At 54.2% G+C, this 25431-nt stretch carries 21 protein-coding genes and 1 tRNA gene; 9 read left to right on the forward strand and 13 right to left on the reverse strand.

All coding sequences use genetic code 11. The features are described 5' to 3' along the window. Positions 1-97: 97 nt before the first annotated feature. A complete protein-coding gene (locus GRO01_RS04580; protein WP_062508879.1) occupies positions 98-346 on the reverse strand; it encodes a UBA domain-containing protein in 249 nt (82 codons plus the stop codon). A 420-nt stretch (positions 347-766) separates the two neighbouring features. Between GRO01_RS04580 and GRO01_RS04585 the strand changes: the two genes are divergently transcribed. The 4 genes from GRO01_RS04585 to GRO01_RS04600 all read left to right on the forward strand — a co-directional run bounded on the left by GRO01_RS04585 (position 767) and on the right by GRO01_RS04600 (position 5998). Continuing rightward, the gene (locus tag GRO01_RS04585; protein WP_231490233.1) at positions 767-949 is read left to right on the forward strand and encodes a site-specific integrase; all 183 of its coding nucleotides are present in this window, start codon (positions 767-769) and stop codon (positions 947-949) included. Positions 950-1364: 415 nt separating this feature from the next. Next, positions 1365-1889: a helix-turn-helix domain-containing protein gene (locus GRO01_RS04590; protein WP_062508875.1), complete on the forward strand. Its 525-nt coding sequence runs from the start codon at positions 1365-1367 to the stop codon at positions 1887-1889. A gap of 411 nt (positions 1890-2300) precedes the next feature. Further along, the gene (locus tag GRO01_RS04595) at positions 2301-3494 is read left to right on the forward strand and encodes an AAA family ATPase (protein ID WP_062508873.1); all 1194 of its coding nucleotides are present in this window, start codon (positions 2301-2303) and stop codon (positions 3492-3494) included. A 2-nt stretch (positions 3495-3496) separates the two neighbouring features. Then, positions 3497-5998 (forward strand): S8 family peptidase, encoded by a 2502-nt coding sequence (locus GRO01_RS04600; RefSeq protein WP_083541339.1) that lies wholly within the window; start codon positions 3497-3499, stop codon positions 5996-5998. Positions 5999-6091: 93 nt separating this feature from the next. Here the strand turns inward: GRO01_RS04600 and GRO01_RS04605 are convergent, their stop codons facing one another. Beyond that, positions 6092-6766, reverse strand: a complete 675-nt coding sequence (locus GRO01_RS04605) for a recombinase family protein (RefSeq protein WP_062508869.1) — start codon at positions 6764-6766, stop codon at positions 6092-6094. A 2230-nt stretch (positions 6767-8996) separates the two neighbouring features. Between GRO01_RS04605 and GRO01_RS04610 the strand changes: the two genes are divergently transcribed. Together GRO01_RS04610 and GRO01_RS04615 are read left to right on the forward strand one after the other, a co-directional pair. Then, positions 8997-9848, forward strand: coding sequence for a hypothetical protein (locus GRO01_RS04610; RefSeq protein WP_244926367.1), 852 nt, complete (start codon positions 8997-8999; stop codon positions 9846-9848). 1 nt (position 9849) lies between these two features. Next, on the forward strand, positions 9850-10299 hold the full coding sequence (locus GRO01_RS04615; RefSeq protein ID WP_062508867.1) for a hypothetical protein: 450 nt from the start codon (positions 9850-9852) through the stop codon (positions 10297-10299). A 377-nt stretch (positions 10300-10676) separates the two neighbouring features. Here the strand turns inward: GRO01_RS04615 and GRO01_RS04620 are convergent, their stop codons facing one another. Further along, positions 10677-11525: a hypothetical protein gene (locus tag GRO01_RS04620; RefSeq protein WP_062508865.1), complete on the reverse strand. Its 849-nt coding sequence runs from the start codon at positions 11523-11525 to the stop codon at positions 10677-10679. A gap of 547 nt (positions 11526-12072) precedes the next feature. Between GRO01_RS04620 and GRO01_RS04630 the strand changes: the two genes are divergently transcribed. Both GRO01_RS04630 and GRO01_RS04635 read left to right on the forward strand, forming a co-directional pair. Continuing rightward, complete coding sequence (locus GRO01_RS04630) at positions 12073-12345, forward strand: hypothetical protein (protein WP_141306822.1); 273 nt, start codon at positions 12073-12075, stop codon at positions 12343-12345. A gap of 169 nt (positions 12346-12514) precedes the next feature. Beyond that, the gene (locus tag GRO01_RS04635) at positions 12515-13609 is read left to right on the forward strand and encodes a tyrosine-type recombinase/integrase (protein WP_062508861.1); all 1095 of its coding nucleotides are present in this window, start codon (positions 12515-12517) and stop codon (positions 13607-13609) included. A gap of 80 nt (positions 13610-13689) precedes the next feature. Here the strand turns inward: GRO01_RS04635 and GRO01_RS04640 are convergent. After that, positions 13690-13764, reverse strand: a tRNA-Val gene (locus tag GRO01_RS04640). Positions 13765-13839: 75 nt separating this feature from the next. On the opposite strand from GRO01_RS04640, the gene GRO01_RS04645 reads away from it, so the two are divergent. Then, entirely contained in the window at positions 13840-14619 is a 780-nt protein-coding gene (locus tag GRO01_RS04645) for an N-formylglutamate amidohydrolase (protein WP_231490229.1), read from the forward strand. 123 nt (positions 14620-14742) lie between these two features. Here the strand turns inward: GRO01_RS04645 and GRO01_RS04650 are convergent, their stop codons facing one another. The 9 genes from GRO01_RS04650 to GRO01_RS04690 all read right to left on the reverse strand — a co-directional run bounded on the left by GRO01_RS04650 (position 14743) and on the right by GRO01_RS04690 (position 25362). Next, on the reverse strand, positions 14743-15741 hold the full coding sequence (locus GRO01_RS04650; RefSeq protein ID WP_062509056.1) for an Lnb N-terminal periplasmic domain-containing protein: 999 nt from the start codon (positions 15739-15741) through the stop codon (positions 14743-14745). Between the two features lie 8 nt (positions 15742-15749). Continuing rightward, positions 15750-17666, reverse strand: a complete 1917-nt coding sequence (locus GRO01_RS04655; protein WP_062508859.1) for a lipase family alpha/beta hydrolase — start codon at positions 17664-17666, stop codon at positions 15750-15752. Continuing rightward, positions 17663-19099, reverse strand: coding sequence for an efflux transporter outer membrane subunit (locus GRO01_RS04660; RefSeq protein WP_062508857.1), 1437 nt, complete (start codon positions 19097-19099; stop codon positions 17663-17665). Before GRO01_RS04660 ends, GRO01_RS04655 begins: the two co-directional genes overlap by 4 nt. Further along, a complete protein-coding gene (locus GRO01_RS04665) occupies positions 19096-22206 on the reverse strand; it encodes an efflux RND transporter permease subunit (protein WP_062508855.1) in 3111 nt (1036 codons plus the stop codon). The genes GRO01_RS04660 and GRO01_RS04665 overlap by 4 nt, the downstream gene beginning before the upstream one ends. Further along, entirely contained in the window at positions 22184-23278 is a 1095-nt protein-coding gene (locus tag GRO01_RS04670) for an efflux RND transporter periplasmic adaptor subunit (protein ID WP_231490227.1), read from the reverse strand. Before GRO01_RS04670 ends, GRO01_RS04665 begins: the two co-directional genes overlap by 23 nt. After that, positions 23275-23949 carry a TetR/AcrR family transcriptional regulator gene (locus tag GRO01_RS04675; RefSeq protein WP_062508853.1) on the reverse strand — a complete coding sequence of 225 codons (675 nt, stop codon included), beginning with the start codon at positions 23947-23949 and terminating at the stop codon, positions 23275-23277. Before GRO01_RS04675 ends, GRO01_RS04670 begins: the two co-directional genes overlap by 4 nt. A 255-nt stretch (positions 23950-24204) precedes the next feature. Next, entirely contained in the window at positions 24205-24414 is a 210-nt protein-coding gene (locus GRO01_RS04680; protein ID WP_062508851.1) for a hypervirulence associated TUDOR domain-containing protein, read from the reverse strand. Between the two features lie 4 nt (positions 24415-24418). Beyond that, entirely contained in the window at positions 24419-24898 is a 480-nt protein-coding gene (locus GRO01_RS04685) for a hypothetical protein (RefSeq protein ID WP_062508849.1), read from the reverse strand. Then, positions 24895-25362: a hypothetical protein gene (locus GRO01_RS04690; RefSeq protein ID WP_174787407.1), complete on the reverse strand. Its 468-nt coding sequence runs from the start codon at positions 25360-25362 to the stop codon at positions 24895-24897. Before GRO01_RS04690 ends, GRO01_RS04685 begins: the two co-directional genes overlap by 4 nt. Positions 25363-25431 lie beyond the last annotated feature (69 nt).

A 25431-nucleotide genomic window follows, 5' to 3' on the forward strand; every position in this document is an offset into this window, starting at 1 on the left:
TGTCATTGTCCGCTATCTGGCGTGCCGTCTGGACATTGACCCGAGCGTTGTGGTTTCTGTTCTGATCGGCTCGATCCGGGCCAGCGTTTCCGCCATATCAGCTTGCGCAAGCTGCTGCTGGATTCAGATCAGTTCCGCCCTGCTGCTGTAACCGCTTCTGAGCAAAGAATTGCGGCGCCTGTTCAATGAACTGCTCGATCTGCTGATCGAGTTGGCGACCAACGCGATACGGCGCCAACGTGAACTTAGCAGGCCAGAAATCATCTGCGCGCCAGACGAGGCCTATGCGAATGCTTGCAGAAACACCATTGGGTTGGCGGTTGGCCGGCTGCTTCTGTCGCGGCATTATGGCGTGGACGCCGGCTGAGGAGCAGGTGCAGGCGGCTAGATCTGCTGCTTGATGTCAGCATTTGTCGGCCCTTTCATCAGCACCATGTCCATTAGTGTCTTATCGCTGAAATTTCTGGCGATGATCTCTTCAGCAATGGCGTAGATGCCGCTCGGGCATCTTGTCAGACACCCACCTTCGTTAATACGGATCGAACCGTAGTAAAGCAGGATAGCCGCGTGTTTCGTCCTGTTCGTGCCTAGAAGTCGAGAAACGAAGGGCAGGGAATCGGGCAAGCCTATTCGGGAAATAGGCGCATCAGCGGTGGCCAGATCAAGTCCGGATGGTCGGTGGCTTGCCGCAAAGCAGGTCTTCTAAGGCACATGCGCGTCTGGACACCCAAGGGGCAGGAGAAACCGAAGAGCGTATTTGTCCCGGATGTCACTACCGCATGATGCCCGTCACACATGGGCAAGCTGGCAATATTGCCTGCACAAAGATCTCATGCGTCTCAAGGCTGACGGGGGATGGGGCAACATCACGACGGTCACGCGCTACGCCAAGGTAATGCCGGATGCTTATCGGGGGGAGATACTCGAATGGCTGGGTATCAGTGACTGAACCCTCAGTGCTCGAGTTGCATGAGTGCGCAGATGCTGGAAAGAGTGCACGGATTTGCTCGGCAATGTCCGGCTCTATACGGTACCAATCGACTTTGAACGACCCATGCTAGTCAGCGTCACCGGCTGAAAGGACCGCTAAAAGTTCAATGTCTTCAAGGGGTTTCTTACCGGACCGAGTGGTGGGCGCAACAGGGATTGAACCTGTGACCCCTACCATGTCAAAACCGGCTGACCCCAACGAAATCAGAGACTTACAGAGTCAAACACGCTCAAAAACGGCACGCACGATCAAGGAAAAATCGTGCAATGCGTGCGAGTAGCGTACTAGATACTGGCTTTGTTGTCACGGATCTCCGGACTCTTCAGGTAAGTTTTTTCCATCGCATTCTGGTTTCGACCGGGAGCGCAGAGCGATGAGCCGCCATGCTTCTGTTAAAACGGCTTTTCGTAAGCAGGTTCTGAGCCTCTATTTTGACCATAAGCTGAAGCCATCTGAAAAAGCCGTGCTCATGACGCTCGCCACCTTCTTCGGGGCGGGCGGCCTTTATCCCAGTCACGATGCCATCGCGCAGGCCTGTCGGTATTCCGTGCGTACGGTTATCCGTGCACTTGAACGGGGATATGAGCTTGGGCTGATCGAGCGAACCCGCAGACGCAAGCGGGTTGAAGGTCGATGGGTGAGAACGAGCAATACCTACAAGTTGCTTATCAAGGCCACCGATCAAGTGCGCGCTGCAGGAAAGCATATGGCCCGCGCCATTTTCCGTGGCGTGCGGGTTGTAAGTGACAGGGTGGCACAGAAGGCGTCCAGAGATATATATATTAAGGGAGAGCGACTGCTTTCAGGACGTCGATATCCGGAACCGCACGGTCCAAGCCAGCTTTCACCTAGAGAGTGGATCGAAATCATCGAAGGGTGGGAAGCGCATCCCCGCTAATTCAATCCAGCAAGAATAGTCGAAGGTGACTAAAAAAACGTTTTGATTTTTTTCAATCGCTTGTGCGTTTCAGGATTTTGAGCATGCAATCTTGTTGTGTCTCTGGCACCCCTTCTCCATGAATTTTCACTCAAGGGAGTGGAGCGTAGAGAAGTCAGTAGGTTTTAGTCAGCACGCCTAACTGCGCAGTCTGCCGCAAGGGAGAAGAGTTGGGCGGAGTAGCTGCAGAAATTCAAGGATAAGCCGAGAGATCAGATTTTGGGTTTGATATGCAACTTTTCAGCCCAAAATTTCTCCTCCAATCACATCAATTTTCCAATTCTCTGCATCATATAGCGATTGAAGTGCAACCGAGAATCGCATATATGCATTAAAAATAAAGGTAGACGCACCGTTAGAGGATTTTCTTACTTGGACCACTTCCCAATCATTCAGGCGCTTTGCCGAACTGCAATGGCCGAGGCTTCGCCTGCGGTTCGTAAGCAGATTGAGCGACTTCGTGATGCCTTGAAAAAGGACGGTGATGAAAAGCAGGCCGCATCTATTGCAGGCATCCTGACTGCCGCGCAGCGTGCCCGAGAAGTTGCACCGAGCCGGATTGAGCGCTCTCGCGCTCAATGGGTTGGAGAAACACTCGCGCCCAACACGCCAGTGCCGGTCGACCGCGAAACAGCGGCCGCGCTTGCGGACATCATCTTCCCTAATGAAATATCTCCACGCGCGCCGCTGTTTAATTCAACTGTTTCCCAAGCAATTACAACAATTCTAGAAGAGTGGACGAATTTCGATGTTCTTTCAGAACTAGACATTGCACCATCGAAGACTTGTCTTATTTATGGAGCGCCAGGAACTGGTAAAACGCGGCTCGCGCTTTGGATGGCGCACGTACTTAAGCTGCCTGTAGTCTTAGTTAAATTAGATGGACTAGTCTCATCTTTTTTAGGCACAACGGCACGCAATATTGGAAATTTGTTCAGTTTTGCAAATCGCTATCGTTGCGTTTTACTTTTAGACGAATTTGATGCCATAGCCAAAGTACGTGACGACCCACAGGAGGTCGGCGAGATCAAGCGTGTAGTTAATGCGCTATTGCAAAACCTCGATGTACGTCGGGACATAGGCTTTACAATTGGTATCACCAATCATCCAAAGTTGCTTGACGCTGCTGTCTGGCGACGCTTTGAGGTCCAACTGGAGGTTCCAAAGCCTGACTTTGCAATGCGTATGGCTATTGCTACGCAGTTTATGCCACCAATCAAAGCTCCTGACAGTCATTTGCGGTTGATTGCCTGGTTCACGGAAGGTGCGACTGGTGCTGAGATTGAGTCGCTTGTGCGTACTTATAAGAAAGCTATGAGCTTACGCACCACTGAGCGTCTCGACCTTTTGAGCACGTTGCGTCAATTCGCGACGCTTAATGCTGCACGCGTCCAAAGCGAACGTCGCGCATTATTATTAGACGAGCCGACAAATTTATTTAGAGCGATGCGGGATGATCCTGTTCTAGGCTTTACAATGGCCGATATTGGTGAAATCGCAGGAAAAGATAAATCAACAGTTAGCCGTCAAATTGGCAAAGCCCAAAAAAATGATGAAGGACATTAATCATGGCTAATCCTGTTCAAATTATACTTAATCCAGAAAATTATGAAGAAGGTCGCGCGGCAGGCGGAGGAGGAGAACATAAGGATTTCTTTGCCTACCGCGACCAGGATTTCGTACTGCATCGGGATATGTTGATTCATCAATTAGATGCAGCCTCAAAGACCCTTTCTGTTCAGCCTACTGGTGCAGTTGGGTTTGCTAAAGTGGTTCTTCGCCCTAAGGCTTGGGCTAAGATACATCGGCCGATGATAGCGCTACTCTCTCCCGATCGAGTTCCCGTCGTAGGTGGGGCGGATCTCGGTGAAATGATAATTGAAGTTAAGCCTGCGTCCCTTCGTCAGGTTGCGGCTGAAATGGAGAAAGCGGAGGATGGCACTCGTACAAAGATAAACTCTCAAACTTTTAAGGAAGTACCAAACCCTTCTAGGCGTAGGAGCGAGGTTGGAGCTATTGAAAGTATCGAACTCTACGGTCCGACCGATAGGCGCAATTTTTCAGTTAATGAAGCGGTTTCTTGGTTGTCCAATCCGTTGACTGGATCGGGCTATCAGGTCGAGCTATTTAAAAATATTCCTCCACGCAGTGATTGGGACAGCCTAGATACGGCTAATCGCCAAATGATTGAGTCGTTTTTGAGGGGATTTACTGCGCTTGGTTTTGGTGTTTCGGTTGAGCGATTGGTTGATGTGCGCGCTAATCAACCGACCCTATCAGTACGTGTCATTCACGATACTGCCGGTGCAGTGTTGCTGATTTTTGATTCACAGAGTGGTGAACGTCGTCGGCCTTTAGCGCCATTCAACTCTGAAATTAAGCTGCATGTTGAACTCCTTACGTTCCTCGATAACCATCCTTTAGTGCGACGAATTAGTCTGCCTGGCATAGTCCTGCAGTCAGGTCAGGTATCAACAAATAGGCGTGCGCGTCCAAAAAATCTGTCATGCCCGACCCATGATAGCCATCGTTCTTACCCGAAATTAGGTGTTATCGATGGCGGTATTAGTAATGCTTTATCCGACTGGGTCATCGACCGGTGGGAGGTATTAGACGATGCAGATATTGATCATAAACACGGCACTTTCATAGGCGGTCTTGTAGTCGCGGGTGGTGCTTTAAATGGTAAGGAAATTTGTCCTGAGCAAGATGGCACTGAACTTGTGGACGTAGCTGTTTTTCCTGCTACGTCAACTGGAGCGTTTGCTACCTACTATCCAGGAGGTCTGCCGGAGTTTTTCGATGAAATGAGTTCGGCGGTCGCAGATGCGAATGCTCGTCATGGCGTGCGCATCTTTAACATGAGTCTTAACATTACCCAGCCTGCTGCACCCGAAGCATATAGTCAGTATGCCGCGCGCCTTGATCGGATTGCTGAAGATAACGATGTAATCGTTTTTGTTTCAGCCGGAAACACGAAGCCGCAGGACATGCGTGCCGAATGGGCGCAAGATCCGACTACTGCGCTTGCGGGCCTTGCCCTCGCCCAAAATGATAAACTGCAAATACCTGCTGAAAGCGCCCGTAATGTTTCAGTAGGGGCGCTTAATCCGCCTGATCAGGATAAAAATATAGCTTACGCACCCGCGCGGTATAGTTGCAGGGGGCCGGGCCTACGAGCTGGTGTAAAACCCGACCTTGCTCATATTGGCGGATCGGGAACTCCCGATTCAATACTCGGCTCAGGGCTCTTCTCGATTTTACCTGATGGCAATATAACTGACGGCTGCGGAACTAGTTATGCCGCCCCGCTAGTTGCAAAAATTGCTGCAGCGCTTGATCATGCAATTGAGGGGCACGTTTCGAGGGAGACGTTGATTGGACTCCTCATCCATGGTGCTGAAATTCCTGAGATTTTACAGGTAAAAGAGCTCAGTCCAGTAGCACGGCATTTGGTAGGCTTTGGTATGCCGCCCTCTGCAAGTCGTATTCTAGAAAGCGATGATCATTCGATTACGCTAGTTTTCGCTTCACGAATCAAAAAGGGCCAGCAGATTAACTTTCGTTTTCCTTGGCCGGCTTCGCTAGTGAGATCTGGAGGAAATTGCCGAGGGCGCGCTCGTTTAACGCTTGTATCGACGCCGCCGCTCGATCCCAATTTTGGCGCTGAGTTTGTACGCGTCAACATTGATGCGATGTTGCAGCAGGAAAAAGAGGATGGCGGGTGGGCGGGTCGCCTTGAATCTCTTTATGTGCCACCGAAGCGCAATATGGCCGCGACAGAAGCTGAAAGGATTGAGCATGATCTCAAGTGGGGGCCGACTAAAGTTTACGGGAAGACCTTCCCGCGAGGGGTGGGCAGCTCTTCAAATTGGCGTCTTTCTGTCGAATATCTTGAACGTGCTGGCGTAAAAATACCTGATGAGGGGGTGCCTTTCACTGCGATCTTAACGATCAGCGATCCAAAGCGTGATGCACCTGTATTCAATGAAATGCGTCAAAATCTCCAAGCATTAGGCGTGACTATTGCTGATATCCGCACTGCGGCTCGAATTACACCGCGTGTGTAATTATTTGATTTTGAAAGACTGCTACCACTCCCTTAATTTTATTATTAAGATAATTGCGAAATTCAGAAGGAAATACTTCTAAAAAGAGAGGTCTTATAATGGTTCTATATTTGTCTTTCTGTATTTAACGGAGATTTTTTTAACATGACTGGGGCTGCAGCCAAGCTGCCGCGCTGTTTCCAATATACTACTTCCGCTTCTCCGAAGGGCGATAATTTGCTCGTGAATTTTTACATTAGGCTTTCGCCCCTTGTATCGACCAGACGCCTTCGCATTTTCAATTCCTTGTTTCTGACGTTCTCGTCGGTCTTCGTAATCCTCACGGGCCATTTGGAGAGAAAGTCGGAGAAGCATATCTTGCATTGCTTCCAAAACAATTCTCGCGATGCCCTCGCTTTCTGAAACAACCTCAGAGAGATCTACGAGGCCAGGGACAGAGAGTTTTGCTCCCCGCTGCCGAATGCTTTGGACAAGTTGATCAGCGTCAGCCAGCGGTAGACGGCTGATACGATCCATCTTTTCTGCGATGATTAGTTCGCCAGGCTGAAGATCTGAAATCATTCTCATTAGTTCAGGACGATCAGGACGAGCACCGGAGGCTTTCTCCCTATATACGGCAGCAATGTAACACCCCGCTGCTCGAGCATCCTCGATAATTCGTTCCTGCCTCCGCAAATCTTGTTCCTCAGTACTTACACGGAGATAAACGCGGGCAATTTTGCGAGGGTTGATTATGTTTTTCTTTATCTCAAAAACGCTTTGGACCATTCGAATATACTCAATTTAGCCACCCGAAATCACGTGGCTCTTTAACAAAATTCCCAGCTCATAGTAACCATCCTCAGCGGAGCAACTCAAAGAAGCCTGCGGCTGTTGGGGCGGACTTCAACTTGCTTCCTCTCTTTTGTTTGGAATGCCCCGAGGTGAGGCCCAGAGAGTTGGGGGCTGGTCCGGGCCTCATTGTGCAACCGCGTAGGAGGCATAAATAGAGTGAAGGAAAAATTGGTAGCCATGCAAGAGTAACCGGAAGGGGGAGAAGCAAATTAATGCTTCTCCCTCTGACCTGTTGATCGGTCAGCTGTTCCCAACGGGGCAGCCGAAGGACTGCCTGCGCAACGCGCAGGTCCCAAGAAAGGGTCGTCCTCTTTTACCGCAGGCTTTGCCGGTTACCCGACGTACAGAACTCGACATCCTCATAAGATTATCTCCTTATTGCTGCATGTGAATTGATTGCTGATTGTTGAATAATTGTCAGTTTTAAAGGGAATGCGACCAACATTCCCTTTTCTCTCGGTCGATCATGGTACCATCCACGATGATCAGGAACATCGTCACCGGGTGCCGCCAAGCACCCTCTGTATTGCTTCTCTGTCGCATGGACCTTTCGAGACTTTGACAGGACGAGGAACCACCCTCGAAATCCCTGCCTCTTCCCAACGCTTCGGATAAACCGCGAAGGGGATTTTCACTCTACTAAGCCCGCTCCCGGTCATAGACTGTCGCTCAGGAACCACCCCGAGCAGCCCTTAGACCTTCCCGCGTTATTCAGACGGATTTTAGCGAGCAGTACGCGAGCATCTCACCATGACTGCTAGGCTCACGGAGCCTTTCGACTGTGCCAAGGCACAGCCAATTTGGGGGGACCGAACATCCAAAGCGTCTCCCTTACTCACATCATGGTTTCCAATTTTACCCACCGGGACACTGTAAGCCCCGGCACTCGCACTTTCTCTCCGCGCAGCGTCCTACTGAACGCCGTTACAGGCTTGAGCTATCCGACGATCCAAGCGGCTTGCGCCCCCTGGTACCGCCTCATCCAGGTTTCCCCTCTGAGGCCCATGACGGTTTCCCGCCATGCCGTCGCCCACCTGCGCGGCACACGTTCGACAATCCCTTGCCGCCCGTGGAACGGACTGGATACCGTTTCTCCCATCTGACAGGCTCACCCCTTGCCGAAACCGGCAGGGGTGGCCGTGTCCGCGTCGCCCATCTTCATCTTGAAATGTCAAAGATCGGATTGGATCGAACGGGGGAGTTTCACCCCCGAGCGCCCGTTGCAACCGGACGAGCCCGATTAAAGGCATCCGGCTACAGCAACAGATCGGGTGGGGCTGGTTAGGCCGCACCCTGCTTGCCGATGGTTAGACGGCAGGCGTGCCCCGACTGGGGCGGCAATACGAAGTGACGTGCTGAGGTGGTGGTTTGCAGCCTGGCCCTCTCCTTTCATGGGGCCGGATTGGTGGGGTGCTGTTGGCGCAGCACCGGAAGGATGGCGAAGGTCGGTCCTGATGCTTGGCGGGCATCGAAGATCGACCACGAGGGATACGATTTCGATGACCAGAATCAGGAACCGGAACGCCGGTTCTTTCGGTATGCCAGCGACCGGCACGCATTACGGCTTTCCATGTGAGGATCGGGTGTCGGCATCCAGCCGCCCCGCGTATGTCAATCAACGCGCATGCAGGACGTGGAGGCCCTGCCAAGGCAGGATGCCTCACCTTGATTCTGCCCATCAAGTAAATTTTCATAGGATGTTCAAGTTATGAAGTATTCGAACGGCCTGCCGTTCGGATTCCGCTTATTTTATATGAAGTATACAACCCATCTCGCGAGAGGTGGGTTTTCTTATTAAATATCATTATAAATCAACAAGTTATATAAAATTCAAACGTATTCGACGGAATCCGAACGAAATCGACGGTTATCGAACGTTTTCGACCTTTTGCGAACGTATTTGAACGAAAACGAACGTTTCTGAACGCCTCTCGCGTTCTGGTCACGCACTCACGTCGGGGTATTGCGAGAATAAAGTATAGGCCCATTAATGTATCACGATACATTAATGGGAAGTGTCAAAGCAGTGTATATGTATTTTGACACTACCTTATTTTTTAATTTCTGTGTTACGATTCGTACGCGGATTTCTCAAACTGAAAGTGTATTTAAGCGGTTATATTATTGCCGCTTAAATATGCCGGTTGAACACAGAAAACGCGCCATGAACATGACTGAGGATATGCGCGGGAGTGCAAAAAATATGACCGTAAATATGTTCAAAGGTGCTTTGGCAGTCACGATTTTTGCGCTGTGCAGCATATCCATTGATGCAAAAGCGCAGGTCATAGTGACCGATCCAAAGACCGAAGTTAGTACCGACCTGGGCTATCTTGAAGCTGCCAAGTCCTATCTGCAACAAGGGCAACAGTACTACATGCAGGGAGAGCAGTATTACGAACAGCTAGAGCAGGCGGCGCAGGAAATACAGAACGCTAAAGGTCTGGCTAATATCGCTTCATTGGGAGGCGGATCACTGGATTCCGATATTTCCCGCCTTGAGAGCGTCACGGATGACCTGAGTGATCTTTATTCACTGAACGGGTTTAGTGGGAATTTCTCTCAGGAAGCGAGAGAAGTTCTTTCCAGCACCTACAATCTTCCGGGAAGCACCAGCGCCCAGGCGAGTGCGGCCAGCCTGATGGGTCTGGCATCGGACAGCCCGACAGATGCCGGATACGATCGGGCGGCCCGTGATACCAACCAGTCCATGCGGGAGGCCGCGTCTCTGGCGTCAGTGAACGAGTATCGTCAGGCATCGGCCCAGGCGATGCAGCGACAGGACGAGGCTCTGGCTGACTTAGGGGATGATGATGTGGGGGTGTCCACGCAGCTCATCGCGGCCGAGCAGTCCACTGCGTTGCATCAGAATGACGCCAGCTTGCAGTTACAGCAGACCACGGCGGACATGGCTTTTCAGCAGCACATCCGGCAACTGGAAGTCGAGAACGACATTGCTGAAAAGAATCTCAAGCATCTGCAAAAGCTGCAGGCTTTTACAGCGTCAAGTGACTGATATGAGACAGGTTCTATTGTTGGCCGCAGTGGTGGCCGGGTTGGGTGTGGGCGAGATCCGCGCGGCTCACGCGCAGGTCATAGATCCAGAGTGGCAGGCGACACAGGCGGCCATGAAAGCCGATGAGCAGCGGCAATGCCGGCACATGACGCTAACACGCAAGTTCCAGTGCCAGGAGCAGCTACAGGAGACCTACAAGGCAAAGGGGCTTGTGCCAGGCACGATGCCCTATGTGCGTCGGCGGTTTGGTGGAGAGAGCGTCCAGGGGCTTGACCAAGAGATACGATCTATCAACCGGACGTACAGCCAGGCGCGCCGTTTGAACGGTTATGAGCGTCCTTTGGCTGGTGAACTCACTGCAGACATGCAGCAAGGCAATGTCAGCTATCTGAGCAAACTGATCGAGGAAAAGGGCGGTATGCCATCTCTTCTGCCTTTCGGTAGCCGATAACGGCAGAAGAGAGGATAAATATTTACTGCTACATCTCGAGAGGAATTTTTCAAGAAGGGAAGAAGGTAAGCGTCCGAGGATTGCACAATTGACGGCTGGTTACGCCTCATATTGGTCATTGGACTTACAAGGCCACTGTTCCCAGACCGGACACTAAGTGGGGATGGGAACATTTGGTGTGCAGGTGCCCATTAAATATGGTTATCCCCTTAAGTTTGTATTCTCGCAATATCAGATATGCCGCGCGAGTGGAGCAGAAGATCAACCGAGCCGGTAAAAGGCGATGTCCGGATCAATCTCGCCGAAAATCAAAGCTCCTACAGATACCCCGCAAAAGTGACATAATCACTTCTGCCAAGCACTAAACCGTATCAAGTCTAGGTAAGAGGCCAGACCTTGCGATTTAGTAATAAATGATTATTGACCATGTAGGTTTGGAAAAATTCATAGTGTCCGAATAGGCTTTCCTGCCCCGGTTGGTAGCCAGCCATATGGGTCATTTCATCGAAAATGTAGGAGAGCCATCTGACAACCGAAAGCGTGTAAAAGCGTCCGTACCGCTGCGCCCATTTCGTCTGTCCAGTGCGTTCTGAGGCAGTCGTCGCGTCCGACATCACGTTTCCGGTCTCATCTGTGAACAGCACAGACATGTTGCAATCGGGCATCGTTCCGAATTGAGCTGCGCGTCTCTTTACAACAGCTTCACGTTTCTTCCCTCGATAATGATTATTGAGAATTGGCTCAACAACTTCAGTCCACCATTTGTTGACGGGTTCGTCTGCTGGGTCAAATAAAGGATTGCCTATCGCTTCGAAGTTGGCGTAGCGGCCCTTGGAGGCATCTAAGAATGCGTCAAGGCAGTTTATGACAGCAGTGCAGATAGGTTGGCCAGGGCCGATGTGAGGTACGGTGATACCGCGCTTTTCCGCAATCATATCGACCTGCGCTATCAACTCCTTCAATTTGTGGCCATATTTGCGAACAACCGACTGACCTGGAAGCGCTCCGTTATTCTCCAGCGCGTAATTGGCAACCAATATAAGCTTTGCCAGCCGTTCAATTCCAACCGAAAGTCCGAAGAAGGCAGTATAGTATTCGCCAAATCCGCTTCCATAACTCGCACGACTTAATGCGCTTGCACCAGAGCCAAGTATCTGACTGACCAGAGATGCTTCGCGGTGCAACGCTTTCCACTCTGGAATTGTGAAGGGATCAGGACGCGTCATTTCCCAACCATATTACCAATCGCAGTGTCTGACCACGGTCGAGGCACGCGTGAGTACACATTTAAGACAAAATCCATCGACCCACTTAATTCTGACTGTATCTATTCAAGATACTCTGGGACTGTGCCTGAAAGTCTCGATGAACGACGACCAGGGCCGTCAGTCTCCTCATCGTTGGTGGCCAGACAAAATCGAGCCGGCCCACTCAGCGCCGAAGAACTTTTGCGCTGAGACCATTCTGACTGCAAACAGCAGTTTGGGTCAGTCCGCTCTCAGCAAACAAGGCAAGCTGGTCTCGCCAAACCTTTCCCGATTAATCATGACACTTCAAACCCATAGTGGACGCACGATTAAGGCGCACTGCACGCAGGATCGCAGCGTATTATCTCCCGACGCTCATGAACGAAGGAAAGAAGGAAAGAAGGAAAGAAGGAAAGAAGGAAAGTATTCGTTAAGTAAAGAAATAATATAGATTTGACACGAATAAAAACTCAATATAACGTTTTATCTTGTTCTGTGAGTTATTTTTAGAAGAAATAGCAACGATATGTGTGTTCTTAAGAAAAATCCCAATTTACCTATTCCGAAAGGCGCGCGTGCCTCCCGATCGCTTCTTGTGCGCCACGTCAATGAATTGCGACGCTTACGTGAAGAAGAATGGTCTTATGAGTCCATTCATGAGGCATTTTTGGAATGCTATGGTGAAATCTTCTCTATGTCGCTGCAAGTTTTTCGAGAACGCGCAAGGCGCGTTCTTCAAAAAGAGCTGGGCAAAGAAGAAAATTTTTCAGAAGCGACGTTGCGCGTAAAGCCTGAATGATGCCGAGTTATCTTTTGTTTACAGAAAGTGAGGCAGCATCTCGTCTAGGCGTTTCTACAATTACGCTGCGACGTGAGAGACATGAAGGCCGGATTGGTTATCTAAAAATTCGTGCCCGTGTACGTTATTCTGACGTTCACCTGACGGATTATCTTGCAAGGAATGAAAGATGCCCCAGGCCGATACTGTCTTCCGAATTGGGCAATTCTTTCTCGGAAAGCGCCCTAACTCAAAGGCATGGTGTGCCTGCTGGTACGATGCGAAAACCAGACAAACAAAACGAGCATCTCTTGGCACAGATGTTTTTCAAGAGGCGCAGTTAAAGCTTGCAGAATATGTGACGGAAAACGCGAAGAGGAAGAATGAACCAACGTCTGAGGCGAGTTTAGCTTCGGTTTTTATGCGTTATTTTAAAAATCATAGTGAGAAAACGCGAAGTGCAGGCCCTAATAGACGGGCATTGGAGCTGATGCTCGACCATGTGGAGCCAGGTGCGTCCGTTGCTAGCTATACCGTGGCTGAGCAGCGCAGAATTGCGTCATGTTTGCGCAGAAAGGGGTATTCTGCTGGCTACACGCGTCGTGTCATGGGGATCGCCGCTGCCGGGGTGAATTGGGCCTGGAAGAATGGCGAAATTGACCGTCAAATTCCGATTGTGTTGCCCCCCGAAGGCAGCGGGCGCGAACGAATCATGACAATTGAAGAGATGGCCCGCTTCTGGGAAGTGGATATGCCACCTCATCTTCGCATGTTTCTTGCGCTTCTTATTGGAACTGCGTCTCGTCCGGAAGCCCTCTTGCAGCTCACGCGTGAGCAATGTGATTTACGTTATGGCGTCATAGACCTCAATCCTACAGGACGTATGCAAACCAAAAAGAGACGTCCGCGCATTCCGATCCCTAATTTTTTGAAGTCCTGGATTGAAGATGTGCCGATTGGTCATCTTGTAACATACAAGAGCAAACCGATTCTCAAGATTAATGGCGCATGGCGAGCTGCGCGCGAAGCGGCATGCCTTTCAGAAGAGATTGTGCCTTATACGGTTCGTCATACGATGGCGACCGAGCTTATTACCCGTGGTGTTCCTGAAATTGAGGTCGCTTCCCTAATGGGGCATGCAATGCCGAATCTCAGGACGACGGGCCGTTACGTACACGTACGTCCAGACTTTCTCGCAAATGCCAAACAGGCTATTGACGAAGTCGCAAGCACCATTGACCGGGTGGCAGCCCGATCAATGGTAAAATCTCAATTTGCGTGCTAGTAGCGTGCTAGACTCTAAAGCAAAGGATGGTAGTCCAATGCATAAGTCTCAGAAAACTGTTGGTTTTCTGCCGGACCGAGTGGTGGGCGCAACAGGGATTGAACCTGTGACCCCTACCATGTCAAGGTAGTGCTCTACCGCTGAGCTATGCGCCCCCGGTCCGGTGAGGCGGTTTCTAGCTGTCTCCGGAAAACCTTGCAACCCCCTCCGGAGCGAAATATGAAAAAAATATGCGACCTCCTTTGCCTCTGACGTCTTTTAGAGTGGAAAGACCGCGGAATACCGCGATTCCTCTGCTTGTTTCATCCCCACATTCCGGGCGGAATTATCCGTCAGAGTTTCTTGGGAGTGCGGCACTCCCTTTTCATGAACTCCAGCAGAGTGAAGACCGGTTCGTAGATCGGCTGTTTGAGACGGCACCGGATTTTGGGGCCACACTGATCTGTGCGGCATTCCCGCGTGTCTGGTGCGATGTAAACCGGGACTGGCGGGAGGTGGATGCCGGAATGTTCGACCCGAAACCTCCCGAGGATGAAGTTCTTCTCACGGCCAAGGTGAGGGCAGGTTTCGGGGTTATCCCACGTTATGTTTCGCATGGACGGCAGATCTATGGACAGTCCCTTCATCCGTCCGAGATAAAGGCGCGGCTTGAGACCGCTTGGCTACCTTATCATGAGGCGCTTGCAGCTCTGCTCAGTGAGATGCATGCGCGCTTTGGGTATGCGGTTCTGCTTGAGACACATTCAATGCCAAAGCTGCCCTATACACGCCCGTGCGACATCGTTCTTGGGGATGTGCACGGCAAGAGCTGTAATCCGGACATTACAGAGCTTGTCGAAGCCCTGCTTGAAAACAGAGGATATTCCATCCGGCGCAACACTCCTTATGCAGGGGGCTATATCACGCAGTATTACGGACGGCCTGAGCAGAACATGCATGCGTTGCAGGTTGAGATCTGCCGCTCCCTCTATCTTAACTCGGCAACATTGCAGCCCGGGGGGCGGGTTTGAGGAAACCCGTCAGAACATGCAGCATCTGCTCGAAGGCATAGCGGGCTGGATGGGAAACGGAAGTCTGGCATCCCGAACCTGTAGCCATATGGCACTTTGAAAAATAATCCACAGTTGAAAGACTCAATCCACGGACCTGTCATTTCGTGGCAGGCTGCGGCGGATTGCATCGGAATAATCCGCGTCAGGATATGCATTGAGCGGACGGTGAATGCGGCTTTGTTTTTTGAGTTCTGGGAAAGGCAACTGCGTATCCAGAAGGCCCAGATCATAGGCCAGAGACGCTGTGTATCCGCTAAGCAGGACCCGCCAGTCCAGCCTGTATCTTAGTCGAGCCTGCGCACGGGTCAGGATGCCTGTCGTGCAGTTATCTGTCAGAGTGTTGTACCAGGCCGGATGATGGACCAGCGTATGGATCTCACGCAGATAGCTTTCGAAAAGCCGTCTGCGCGCCGGCGCCGAAAGATTGAGGCGGTAGAGATAGACGCGCTCGTGACGCACATCGGTCCGTACACCGATCAGGTCGCGCTCATCCGCGGTTACGTAAAACGTCTCGTAATGATGGAAAAAACCGGCGATGGTCGAATACTGGAACTTCTTCTGGCGCCGTGTTTCGATGGAAATGGCGACATGCCGTCCGTCACGGAAGCCGAAGCTCAGAAAGACATGCGCAATGGCATTTCCCGCCCAATAGGACGTGACGAGATCCACGGATGAAAGGTCATTCAGATTGTAGGTCGCATCGTAGTAACGGGGCGTGTAATCCTGCGTCGTCCGGTAGATGAAGTTCCGGACATGATGGATATGGGCAAAGCCGCCGTCCATCACGACATCGGCAGGAATAGCGTATTCCCCTTGCCATTCCCGATCATTACGTGGCGGATCGGTGACGTACCAAAGACTGAGCGCTGCGCAGAGGACGCCGACACCGGTTCGGCGGGCCAGCGAATTGGGCAGACGATAAGCACAAACCACGAGCAGTGGAAAAAGCAGTGTCAGGGCAAGGCGTAGCCCGTCAGGCTCAATTGTAGAGTAATAGAGTGCAGCAGTTCCAAAGAGCACAAAGACGATGGGTGTGATACGCCCCGCAGTCTTTCCCGCGTGTTTCCAGCGGAAAGGCATCTTCACGCTCATTGAGGTTCACCCTTAGGCAACGGCGTGTAACTGCCTCCCAGAGAGGTGACTGTTCCTTTTCCGCATGTATCCGTGTCCGGTGGGACGGTTCCATCTTTTTCAAGCTGTTCAATCAGGATGCGCCGAACTTCGGCCGTCGTAACCGGATTGGACTGCGTCGAATGGCCAGAATGGCGAACCACGAGTTCGGACTGCACGTCCGGAACATGCGCACTCTCATATGTGACCACTCCGTCGTCAGCCGTTTTCAGAGGGCCGTTGCCCAGGACCGGAATGATCGAATGGCTGTCGATACCTGGTGCGACGGGAATGGCGGCGAGGGATCGGATGAACGAACTGCGCGGCGACATGCCATAGACACTGCCAACGCGCCATGGCCGCATGTTCAGCTTACGGGTCTCCGGAGAGCTGGCAAAGACGGCCCGGACGACTTCCTGAACCGACACCGGGAATGTGACGAGCCGCCCCACGAGTTGTGCGACAGACAGTCCGGCGACATAACTTCCGTGCTGGGGCGTGGAAATGAAGACCACGCTCCGGGCTTCAGGAAGCGGTTTAGGGAAGAGAGCATCGCGCAGGAGCGTCTCGTCAGCAGGACGCAGTTTCAGGCGATCAAGCGGCACCGAGACCATGCCGTTCCAGAGCCTGTCTCCTGTATTCACGACCAGCATCTTGGCCAGAAGGCCACCCTGACTGTGACCGATCAGGGTAATTTTCCCAAGAGCCGGATCTGCCTTTGCGCCACCAAGCTGCGCTACCGCCTTTTCAAGAGCCTGACGGAGCTGCAATGCGGAATAGGGGATGGGATTGCCGGTCGCGTAGGAAAAAAACCAGAATTCGTAATGGTTCCTGATGACTGGATCTTCCATCAGGTCATTGACCATGTTTGCCCAGCGTGCTGCGCTTGAAGCCGTGCCATGCACCAGCACGACCGGCCGATGACCGGCCTGATGGGGCTCGATGGTCAGAAGCTGGAGACGGTCCCCCTGATTGAACAGGCGGCCGTCCAGAAAGCCGCGGTATTCGACAGACCAGTCCATCGCATCATTCAGGCTTTCAGCGCGGGCTGTCGTCTGGTCGAACTGGAGCGGCGCGTGCTCTCCGACAATAGTCTCGTCAATCGGCGTAAGCTGAAAGCTGGCAGAGATATGATCCGACAGGATCTGCTGGCGGGGCGTGCTCATGACCAGCATCAGGTTCATCGGCACGCGCAGGGAATTGGCGATCTGGAAGGACTGGTTTTCCTGCTTCGTCAGATGGGGAAGGGCGCCAACCGGTTCGCCCAGTCCCTTCTGCCGATAGATGTTTTCAAAACCACTGACAGCCAAACGGGAGACGGGGCGGATGTCGGTGACATCATGACCATGCCAGCGCAGTTGCGCCGGATCGATGGAGATATCGACCGGACCGGAGGACAGGCGCCATTGCTGTGAGACGAGATTGACCGGTGTTCCAAGGGCCTCTGTCAGCCCGAACATGTACAGGTCGCAGGCCTGTCTCAGATGGATGTCATAGGGGCTGGGCCGTGCGTCCGCCGTACCATCGGGATTGATGTAGGCGTAGGCATAGAGGGCTGCGGCCATGAAGGCGCCCCGGTCCCGATGGCGCCGTCCCTGAAAATAATTCAGTTCTGCCAGCGCGAAGAGCTGATCCTCCAGCGTACTGGTATAGAAATGCCTGCGGGTCCGGTGCTGCAGTTCGAGAAGCGCCTGGGCCGGATGGGCCTGCCATAGGGGAAGCAGGTTTCCGCGTTGCAGAACTGTACGTGTCAGGTTGGTAAGACGGTTTCCCGCCAGAGCGCTTTCGTTACGGTCCTGATAAGCCGCTGTCAGCGAGAGCTGCCGGACGGAAATGGGGGCGGCACATCCTTCAAGGCACAGGAGCGCCGACAGAGAGAGTAGGACCTTCTTCATTGGGAGACGGCTGTTTTTGCCATGGGCGTATGAAATCCCCCTCCGGTCGCCTTGTAAAGATCGACCGAGGCATCCAGCCGCTGAAGCCGGGCTGAAACATGTGCAAGCCGAGACTGCTGGAATACGGCCTGGGCGGTCAGCACATCGACCTGGCTCGCATATCCCTGATCCATACGCAGCGTTGTCAGATGGAGCCGCTTCTGATCTGCTGTCTCGCGGCCGGTCGCATCTTCTTCACGCTCCAAAGCGGTTTTCTGCGCAAGAAGCGCATCGCGGACTTCCTTAAAGGCCGAGCGGATGGATTGCTGATACAGGATCACTTGTTCGTTTTTTCCGGCTTTTGCCAGCCGGACGCCGCTTTCCGTGCGTCCGAAATCCAGAACCGGCGCTGCCATGGCCGCACCAAGCGTCCAGGCGCGACCGGTGGCCCGGTACAGATTGTCGATATCGACATTATTCACCCCGGCCAGCGAGGCGAGAGAAATGGACGGAAAATATGCAGCACGTGCGAAGCCAATATTGAAATTGCTCGCGATCAACATCTGTTCGTGCATCGCGATATCCGGCCGGCGCTCGAGAAGTTCGGAGGGCAGGAGAGACGGCGCCGGTTCCGGAACGGTCATGTCCCCGATATCGCGACCTCGCGGGACCTTGCTCTGCACAATATCCTGCGGAGACTCTCCGATCAGGACCGCCAGAGCGCTCTCCGCCCGGTCCCGCTGGTCTTCCATATCCGGCAGGAGTTCATGGACGGCATCGCGCCTTTCCCTGACACCCTCAAGGGTCAGCGCATCCGTTGCCCCCACATCATACTGGCGCTGGACCAAGGCCAGTAGATCGTCCTGCGTCTGGATCGTTTCTTTCAGGAGTGCCACATCTTCATCCAGCGCACGCAGGCTGAAGTAGAGTTTTGCAACACCTGCGACCACGGAAAGCCGTGCTGCATCCATGGCATAGACACCTGCGTGAACGCCTGCCTTTGCCGCATTGCTGAGGCTTGCATTCTTGCCCCACAGGTCCAGCTCGTATGTCAGCATCCCGCCGACGAAGCCCAGATTGCTCATCTTGTTGGGAAAATGAAGGCTCTGGTTCAGCGCACTGACACGGCCATTTGCAAACTGTCCGTAGGCATCGGCGCCTGCGATTGACAGCATGGGGAGCTGGTTGGCGAACGCATATCCATACTGCGCCCGGGCCTGCATCAGCCGGTTCCCCGCAAGGGCGATCTCGTCACTGTCATGCAGGGCGTTCTGGATCAGCTGATCCAGAACCGGGTCGCCGTAGCTGAGCCACCAGGTCCGGTCGTCGCGTGCGACGGACGTCGTTTTACCCCATGTCGCGGGCAGGGCAACGGCCGGACGTTTATAGTCCGGGGCCAGCCAGGAGCAGCCACCGACCAACAGGGGGACAAGAAGAAGCCATTGACGCATCATGCAGCCCCTTTGGCCGGAACAGAGTCCGGATCGCGGACATGGAACCACATCACATAAAGCGAGGGCAGGAAGATCAGGGTCAGGACAGTGGCAACAGCCAGACCGCCCATGATGACGTCGGCCATCGGACCCCAGAACACGCTTGAGGCAATCGGGAGCATGCCAAGGATGGCCGCAACGGCCGTCAGCATGATCGGCCTGAAACGGATCATCGCGGCATCGACCACAGCGTCCCATTCCGACTTTCCGTTCTGCTGCTCGATCTCGATCTGATGAACGAGGATGACGGAGTTGCGGATAATCATGCCAATCAGCGCAACCAGCCCCAGCATGGCGATGAAGCCCATGGGATGCTGCGTGAGCAGGAGGGACGCCACGACACCGATCAGGCCAAATGGTGCAACACTCAGGACGAGAGCAAGCCTTTTGAAGCTTTGCAGCTGGATCATCAGTACGGCCATCATGATCAGGACCATGACTGGCATGACAGCCACCACAGATCCCTGTGATCTGGCACTCTCTTCAACGGTTCCACCGACAGCCAGATGATAGCCGGGCGGAAGCTGCGCACGGAACACAGCCATTTTCGAGGCCAGTGCCGAGACCGCTGCATCCGGCTGCATACCGTTCTGGAGCTGGGCCTGAACGGTCATGGTGGGCAGCCGGTCACGGCGCCAGATCAGCGGATAGTCTTCCACATAGGCGACTGTTGCAACCGACGAGAGAGGGACGGTCAGGTCGTTGGGCAGGCGGATATCGAGATTGCGAAGCTGTTCGATCGACAGCCTTTCATCCCGATTGGCTCGCAGCACGACATCGACAAGATAGATGTTGTCCCGCACCTGTGTGGCCGTCATGCCCGTGACCGTTGCATTGATGGCCAGAGCAATGGCAGAGGAGGACAGTCCCAGACGTCGTGCATCTTCCTGACGGACATCGATCCGCAGTTTCCGGGCCGGGTCGCCCCAGTCGAAATTGATCAGACGCAGGTTGTGGCTTTCATCCATGATCCGGGCGACCTGCTGTGCGTAATCCCGGACCCTGTCCGGATCGCGGCCGCTGACACGATACTGCACAGGCCAGCCCACAGGCGGCCCGAGTTCCAGTGGGAACAGTCCATGCACGATCTCCGGGAACTGGCGGCTCAGAGTTTCATCCAGCCGATGACGGATGCGTTCACGGGCAGCCGCGTTCTTTGCGACGATCACGGTCTGGGTAAAGAAGTCGTTCGGAAGCTGTTCGTCCAGAGACAGGTAGAACCGGATGGCACCGCGCCCGACATAGGAGCTCCAGTGATCGATGTCCGGATCATTGCGGAGCAGAGCGTCAAGCTGACGCGAGACATCTGCGGTTGCCTTGATGGACGCTCCCTGCCGCAAAGACAGGTTCACCAGCAGTTCGGGCCGGTCCGAAGCCGGGAAGAACTGTTTCGGGACAAGCGGCAGAAGCAGGAGGGAGACGACCAGTGCGCCGAGGCTGACGAAGACCGTCACACGCGGGTGGCGCATTGACCGCAGCAGAAAGCGCCGGAATGTGGTCAGAATGCGTCCCGGGGGGCGGGGCTCTGCTGTCCCTGCCGTTGCTTCGGGATGTTCGTGCAGGATTGTTACCCCGATCAAAGGGGCGACAAGAACAGCCACGAACCACGAGACGATCAGTGCAAGCCCAACAACAGCGAACAGGGAAAACGTATATTCACCGGCAACGCTGCGTGCGAAACCGACCGGGACGAAGCCCGCAATCGTCACCAGCGTGCCCGTCAGCATGGGAAAGGCTGTGGATGTGTAGGCGAAGGTCGCAGCACGGGCGAGGGTCCAGCCTTCCTCCAGCTTGCTGACCATGCTTTCAACCGTGATCATGGCATCATCGACCAGCAGGCCAAGCGCAATGATGAGCGCGCCTAGAGAGACGCGCTGAAGGTCGATCCCGAAGATCTTCATGCAGGTGAAGACGACGGCCAGAACAAACGGAATGCAGAAGGCCACGACGGTGCCAGCACGCCCGCCAAGGCTGAGGAAGCTGATGCCCAGAACGATGGCAATGGCTTCGAACAGGGCTTCCGTAAAGTCCCCGACCGCGTCTTTCACAACCTTGGGCTGATTGGCGACAAGATGCGCTTCAATGCCCACGGGCATCCGCGCATGCAGTTCGGCCATGGTCGCGGAAATGTTCTTTTCCATCGCAAGCACGTTGCCACCCGCGCTCATGGAAATCGCCAGACCGATGGCGTCCTGACCGTTCACACGAAACATCGTCTGCGGCGGATCGGAATAGGACCGGGTGATTGTGGCGATATCGCCCAAACGGATCTTGCGGTTTCCCGCATAGACCGTGACATTCCTGATGTCCTCGACCGAATTGAACCGCCCGGTAGGCTGTATGCGGATCTGTTCGGTTCCGGTATCGAGCGTGCCTGACGGCATCAGGGCGTTCTGGGCCAGAAGCGACGAGGCGATCATCGCGCTGTTGATCCCCAGACGTGCCAGTTGGTGGCTGGAGAAATCAACGTAGATTTTCTCGTCCTGAGCGCCGAGCGTGTCGATCTTGGCGACATCCGGCACGTGCAGAAGCTCGTCCCGGACCGTCTCGACATAATCTCTCAGGTCACGATGCGAAAATCCCTGCGCAGTGAAGGCATAGATGATGCCGTAGGTATCGCCGAACTCGTCATCGAAAAACGGCCCCACGGTTGTGGATGGCAGGGAAACCTTGAGGTCTCCCACCTTCTTGCGGACCTGATACCAGATGTCCGGAACCTTGGCCTTGGGTGTTCCCGACAGCAGGTTGAGAAGGATCGTGGTCTTTCCTGCGACCGTATAGCTTTTGACGTAGTCGAAATACGGTGTTTCCTGCAGTTTCTTCTCGATGCGGTCCGTCAGGAGATGCGTCGTTTCCTCGACGGATGCACCGGGAAGCATGGCCTGCACGACCATGGTTTTGACCGTGAACGGTGGATCTTCGTTCCGTCCCAGATCGAAATAGGACCGGAAACCCGCCACTCCGATCAGGATCATGAAGAACAGGACGAGAGCACAATGGTTGATCGACCAGCTGGACAGGTTCAGACCGCCAGGCGTCGAAGGCTTACGGTCGGACATCGGCGTCATTCAGCAGCGTGACTTTCTGGTTTGGATAAAGCGCCTGCACACCGGCCGTAACAACGCGGTCTCCAGCCTTCAGACCTGACGCGACAAGCACGTCAGTGGCCGTATAACGGGCAATTTCGATCTGCCGGAGAGAGACGGTCGATGAACCGGGGGCGACAATCCAGACTGCGGTTTTGCCATCCTGTGCCGTCAGGGCTGCCGGTGGCAGGCGGATTTCCTGTCGGTCCGGCTGCACCATACGGGTAATCACAACAGAACCCAGAGTCATGTCACGGGGAGGGGCGTGCAGGAGCGCTTTGGCGCGATAGGTTCGTGTCAGCGGGTCCGCATCGGGCGCAATTTCATAAAGCTGTGCCTGGGTGCAGACCGTCATATCGGCATCCAGACAGACGGACAGCGTTTCTCCTGTCAGGTTCCTCGAGCGCAGAAGAGAAGCAGGGATGTCGAACTGCACGTCCCGCTCTCCACTCTCCGCAACGCGCAGCACCGGTTGGCCTGCGGCAACAACTTCTCCGACTTCCGCCAGCCGGTCGGTAACGATCCCGTCCGCATCCGCGGTCAGCCGGGTATGGTCCACACTTTCCTGTGCAATGCCCATCCGCGCCTCGGTTGACTGCACGGCGCTCTGGGCCGAGTGGTAACGGCGGGTCACATCGTCATAATCATTTTTCGAGATCGCCTTGACCGGAAGAAGCGCGGTGGCGCGATGACGGAGCGTCTCCATCTGCACGAGGTCGGCTTTCGCAGCTTCGACATCCGCGGTCGCGGCCTGAAGGGTCTGTCGTGCAGAGACCTCGTCCAATCGCGCTACGACCTGCCCGGCATGAACGGTACTGCCGACACTGACGCTCCGCTCCACGATTTTTCCTGGAAGACGGAACGACAGCGCTACGCTGCGGTGGGGGGCGACCTGACCGGTGAGGGGCTCCCCTGTCGTGCTGGTGACCGGCTGAATCACGATGGAGCGAACTGGACGGGTATCGGGCGGCGGTGTGTGTTTGTGACAGGCGGCCAGAACGAGCAGAAAACCGCTGCTCATCATCAGGGGTAATCTGCACGTGCGACCTGTCATCGGGCCGGTTCCATACTGTCATAAGATGGCGGTGTCGAAAGGATCCCACCCATGACGGCATTCCACGAGTGTTCGAGATACCGGTCACGTTCCTCCGCAGTTTTCAGCACTTCGCGGCCAAAGAGCCTCTGCTGGTGTGGCCAGCTCAGAAGTAGTGCGGACAATGTTCGGCTCGTCTCTTCCCGGCCGAAAATTTCTTTCAGCAGTCCGGCCTCTTCGAGCGCCCCCAGCAGCGTGAAGGTCAGCTTTTCCAGCGGCTCGAAGATATGGGCCCCCGCATGTTCCACGAGATCGGGGAAACGCCAACCTTCCGCGATGAAGGTACGGCTCAGGGCGATGACTTCAGGCTGGAGAACAAGATCGAGCAGCATCCGCATCGTCTTGCGCAGGGCAAGGAGGGGGTTTTCCGCCACCATCTCTTCCGGCGGTGCCGCAGCCCCCATAAGGCTCTGCCCGAGTTCAGTAATGACAGTCTTAAACAGCACTTCCTTTGAGGAATGCCGGCGATAGATCGTCTGCTTCCCGACCTGCGCGACTGCGGCAATCTGCTCCATGGAGGTCGCGGCGTATCCCTTTTCTCCGAAAAGATGCACGGCCGTCTGGAGGATCAGGGCATCAAGCTCTTCGGACATCCTGGTATCAGGACGTCCCCCATAACGTTTCGTAGCCATGCGGTGTCTCCTTACGAGCGTCTGATCAGTGTCAGGACAGTTAGTCTTTGGTAGACGAGACGGTTCAGTCTCGCAAGCATCAGAGACGTAATCTGTCTGCGACATTTTCATGTCAGCGGGACATGGGAACGGATTGCTTTACATCATGATCAGGAGGGGGCGCGCGGAAACAGTCGGTTCCTGCACGCATTGGGCAGCGGGGCCCTTTATCCAGAGACACTGACCGGGCCACCGCGTCATAATCCAGGTCTGCCGTTACGGCTGTTTTTTAAGTGCGGATGGCTTATGCGCAGCGCGTTTTCCGCTATCGGTCGCGACCAGAAATTCGGGGTTGTCTTCCGAAGCTGCAATCTTGCTGCCCTTGATCGTCATGGGCTTCGTGATCTTCTTAACAACATGCCCGTGCGCCTCGCCGCCGTGGCTCTTCCAGCTGACGCGATCACCGTTTTTGAAATCCTGATTCATAAGATCAATCCTCTTTTTCAGTGGTACGGGCGAGTAGCGCGATCAGAATGAAGGCTGTCAGAAGCTGGGCTGGACGCAGGCGGACAAAGAAACGCGGAAGACGGTCCTGTCGGGCAAGATGGACATCTCCTGCCAGTGTTGCGAGCGTTCCCGCCATCGCCAGCCTCCCGGAAAGCCGTGGCGGAGACATGGCAACGCCAAGCCCGAAGAAATGCATGATCAGAAAAATGACAGGATCGGAGAGCTGCGGGCCTTTGGGATTGTAAAAGCTTGCACCGCGATGGACACCTGCGAAGAAGCAGAACAGGCCAGCGGTCCAGATCCGCACAAAGCGCTGCAGAAAGGGTCTGCAGGTCCTGGGCAGGACATGCAGTGCAATCAGACAGACACCCAGCATGGCAACGGCTGCCCAGCCCAGAACGCCGCCTTCAAGCGGAGTGCGGCGGGCATCAGCTTCCATCCCATCATGGATGCGCACGGTCACGACTGTTTCTCCTGACCGCCGGACTGCACGGGTGCCGTCGAGAATGCGCCAAATGCCATTCCAAGCACCATGGCAAAGTAAATCAGCGCCATGCTCTTTTTCGAAAAGACAAGTTCCCATCCCGGGGTGAACCGTTTTGGCGTGGCCTTGTAGTCGATCAGACAGGCCACCGGTCCCAGAGCAAGCGTCATAAGCGTGGCCCGCAGAACGCCGGGTTTTCGTCCAAGAGATACACCGTAAATCAGCGCCCAGAACAGGGTCGCTCCTGCATTTGTGGCGATCCCGATCCCCGAATGGCGTCCATCCAGATTTTTGACGTCAGCAGCTTCATCGCCATGAAGCCAGTGGGACGTGCAGTTGGCGCCCGGACCATATGAGCCTGTCTGCATCCGACTGAGCAGCAACGCAGCCCCGGATGACGCCGCAGCGCCATAGAATGTGGTTTTCAGGAGACGATGGTTCATGCACAGACACGCTTCTGACAAAGTGGCGGAAAAGCCCGTGCAACAGTAACGCTTTCGTAATTCTGATGT

Source organism: Gluconobacter roseus NBRC 3990, assembly GCF_006538885.1.
GTDB lineage: Bacteria > Pseudomonadota > Alphaproteobacteria > Acetobacterales > Acetobacteraceae > Gluconobacter > Gluconobacter roseus.

Excerpts from the sequence above, each read along its gene's own strand:
- GRO01_RS04630 (WP_141306822.1), top strand. The coding sequence starts at position 12,073 with ATGTGTGTTCTTAAGAAAAATCCCAATTTACCTATTCCGAAAGGCGCG.
- GRO01_RS04585 (WP_231490233.1), top strand. The coding sequence starts at position 767 with ATGTCACTACCGCATGATGCCCGTCACACATGGGCAAGCTGGCAATAT.
- GRO01_RS04660 (WP_062508857.1), bottom strand. The coding sequence starts at position 19,099 with ATGATGCGTCAATGGCTTCTTCTTGTCCCCCTGTTGGTCGGTGGCTGC.
- GRO01_RS04605 (WP_062508869.1), bottom strand. The coding sequence starts at position 6,766 with ATGGTCCAAAGCGTTTTTGAGATAAAGAAAAACATAATCAACCCTCGC.
- GRO01_RS04580 (WP_062508879.1), bottom strand. The coding sequence starts at position 346 with ATGCCGCGACAGAAGCAGCCGGCCAACCGCCAACCCAATGGTGTTTCT.
- GRO01_RS04600 (WP_083541339.1), top strand. The coding sequence starts at position 3,497 with ATGGCTAATCCTGTTCAAATTATACTTAATCCAGAAAATTATGAAGAA.
- GRO01_RS04615 (WP_062508867.1), top strand. The coding sequence starts at position 9,850 with ATGAGACAGGTTCTATTGTTGGCCGCAGTGGTGGCCGGGTTGGGTGTG.
- GRO01_RS04645 (WP_231490229.1), top strand. The coding sequence starts at position 13,840 with ATGCGACCTCCTTTGCCTCTGACGTCTTTTAGAGTGGAAAGACCGCGG.
- GRO01_RS04620 (WP_062508865.1), bottom strand. The coding sequence starts at position 11,525 with ATGACGCGTCCTGATCCCTTCACAATTCCAGAGTGGAAAGCGTTGCAC.
- GRO01_RS04610 (WP_244926367.1), top strand. The coding sequence starts at position 8,997 with ATGAACATGACTGAGGATATGCGCGGGAGTGCAAAAAATATGACCGTA.
- GRO01_RS04670 (WP_231490227.1), bottom strand. The coding sequence starts at position 23,278 with ATGACAGGTCGCACGTGCAGATTACCCCTGATGATGAGCAGCGGTTTT.
- GRO01_RS04635 (WP_062508861.1), top strand. The coding sequence starts at position 12,515 with ATGCCCCAGGCCGATACTGTCTTCCGAATTGGGCAATTCTTTCTCGGA.
- GRO01_RS04650 (WP_062509056.1), bottom strand. The coding sequence starts at position 15,741 with ATGCCTTTCCGCTGGAAACACGCGGGAAAGACTGCGGGGCGTATCACA.
- GRO01_RS04590 (WP_062508875.1), top strand. The coding sequence starts at position 1,365 with ATGAGCCGCCATGCTTCTGTTAAAACGGCTTTTCGTAAGCAGGTTCTG.
- GRO01_RS04690 (WP_174787407.1), bottom strand. The coding sequence starts at position 25,362 with ATGAACCATCGTCTCCTGAAAACCACATTCTATGGCGCTGCGGCGTCA.
- GRO01_RS04680 (WP_062508851.1), bottom strand. The coding sequence starts at position 24,414 with ATGAATCAGGATTTCAAAAACGGTGATCGCGTCAGCTGGAAGAGCCAC.
- GRO01_RS04665 (WP_062508855.1), bottom strand. The coding sequence starts at position 22,206 with ATGACGCCGATGTCCGACCGTAAGCCTTCGACGCCTGGCGGTCTGAAC.
- GRO01_RS04675 (WP_062508853.1), bottom strand. The coding sequence starts at position 23,949 with ATGGCTACGAAACGTTATGGGGGACGTCCTGATACCAGGATGTCCGAA.
- GRO01_RS04655 (WP_062508859.1), bottom strand. The coding sequence starts at position 17,666 with ATGAAGAAGGTCCTACTCTCTCTGTCGGCGCTCCTGTGCCTTGAAGGA.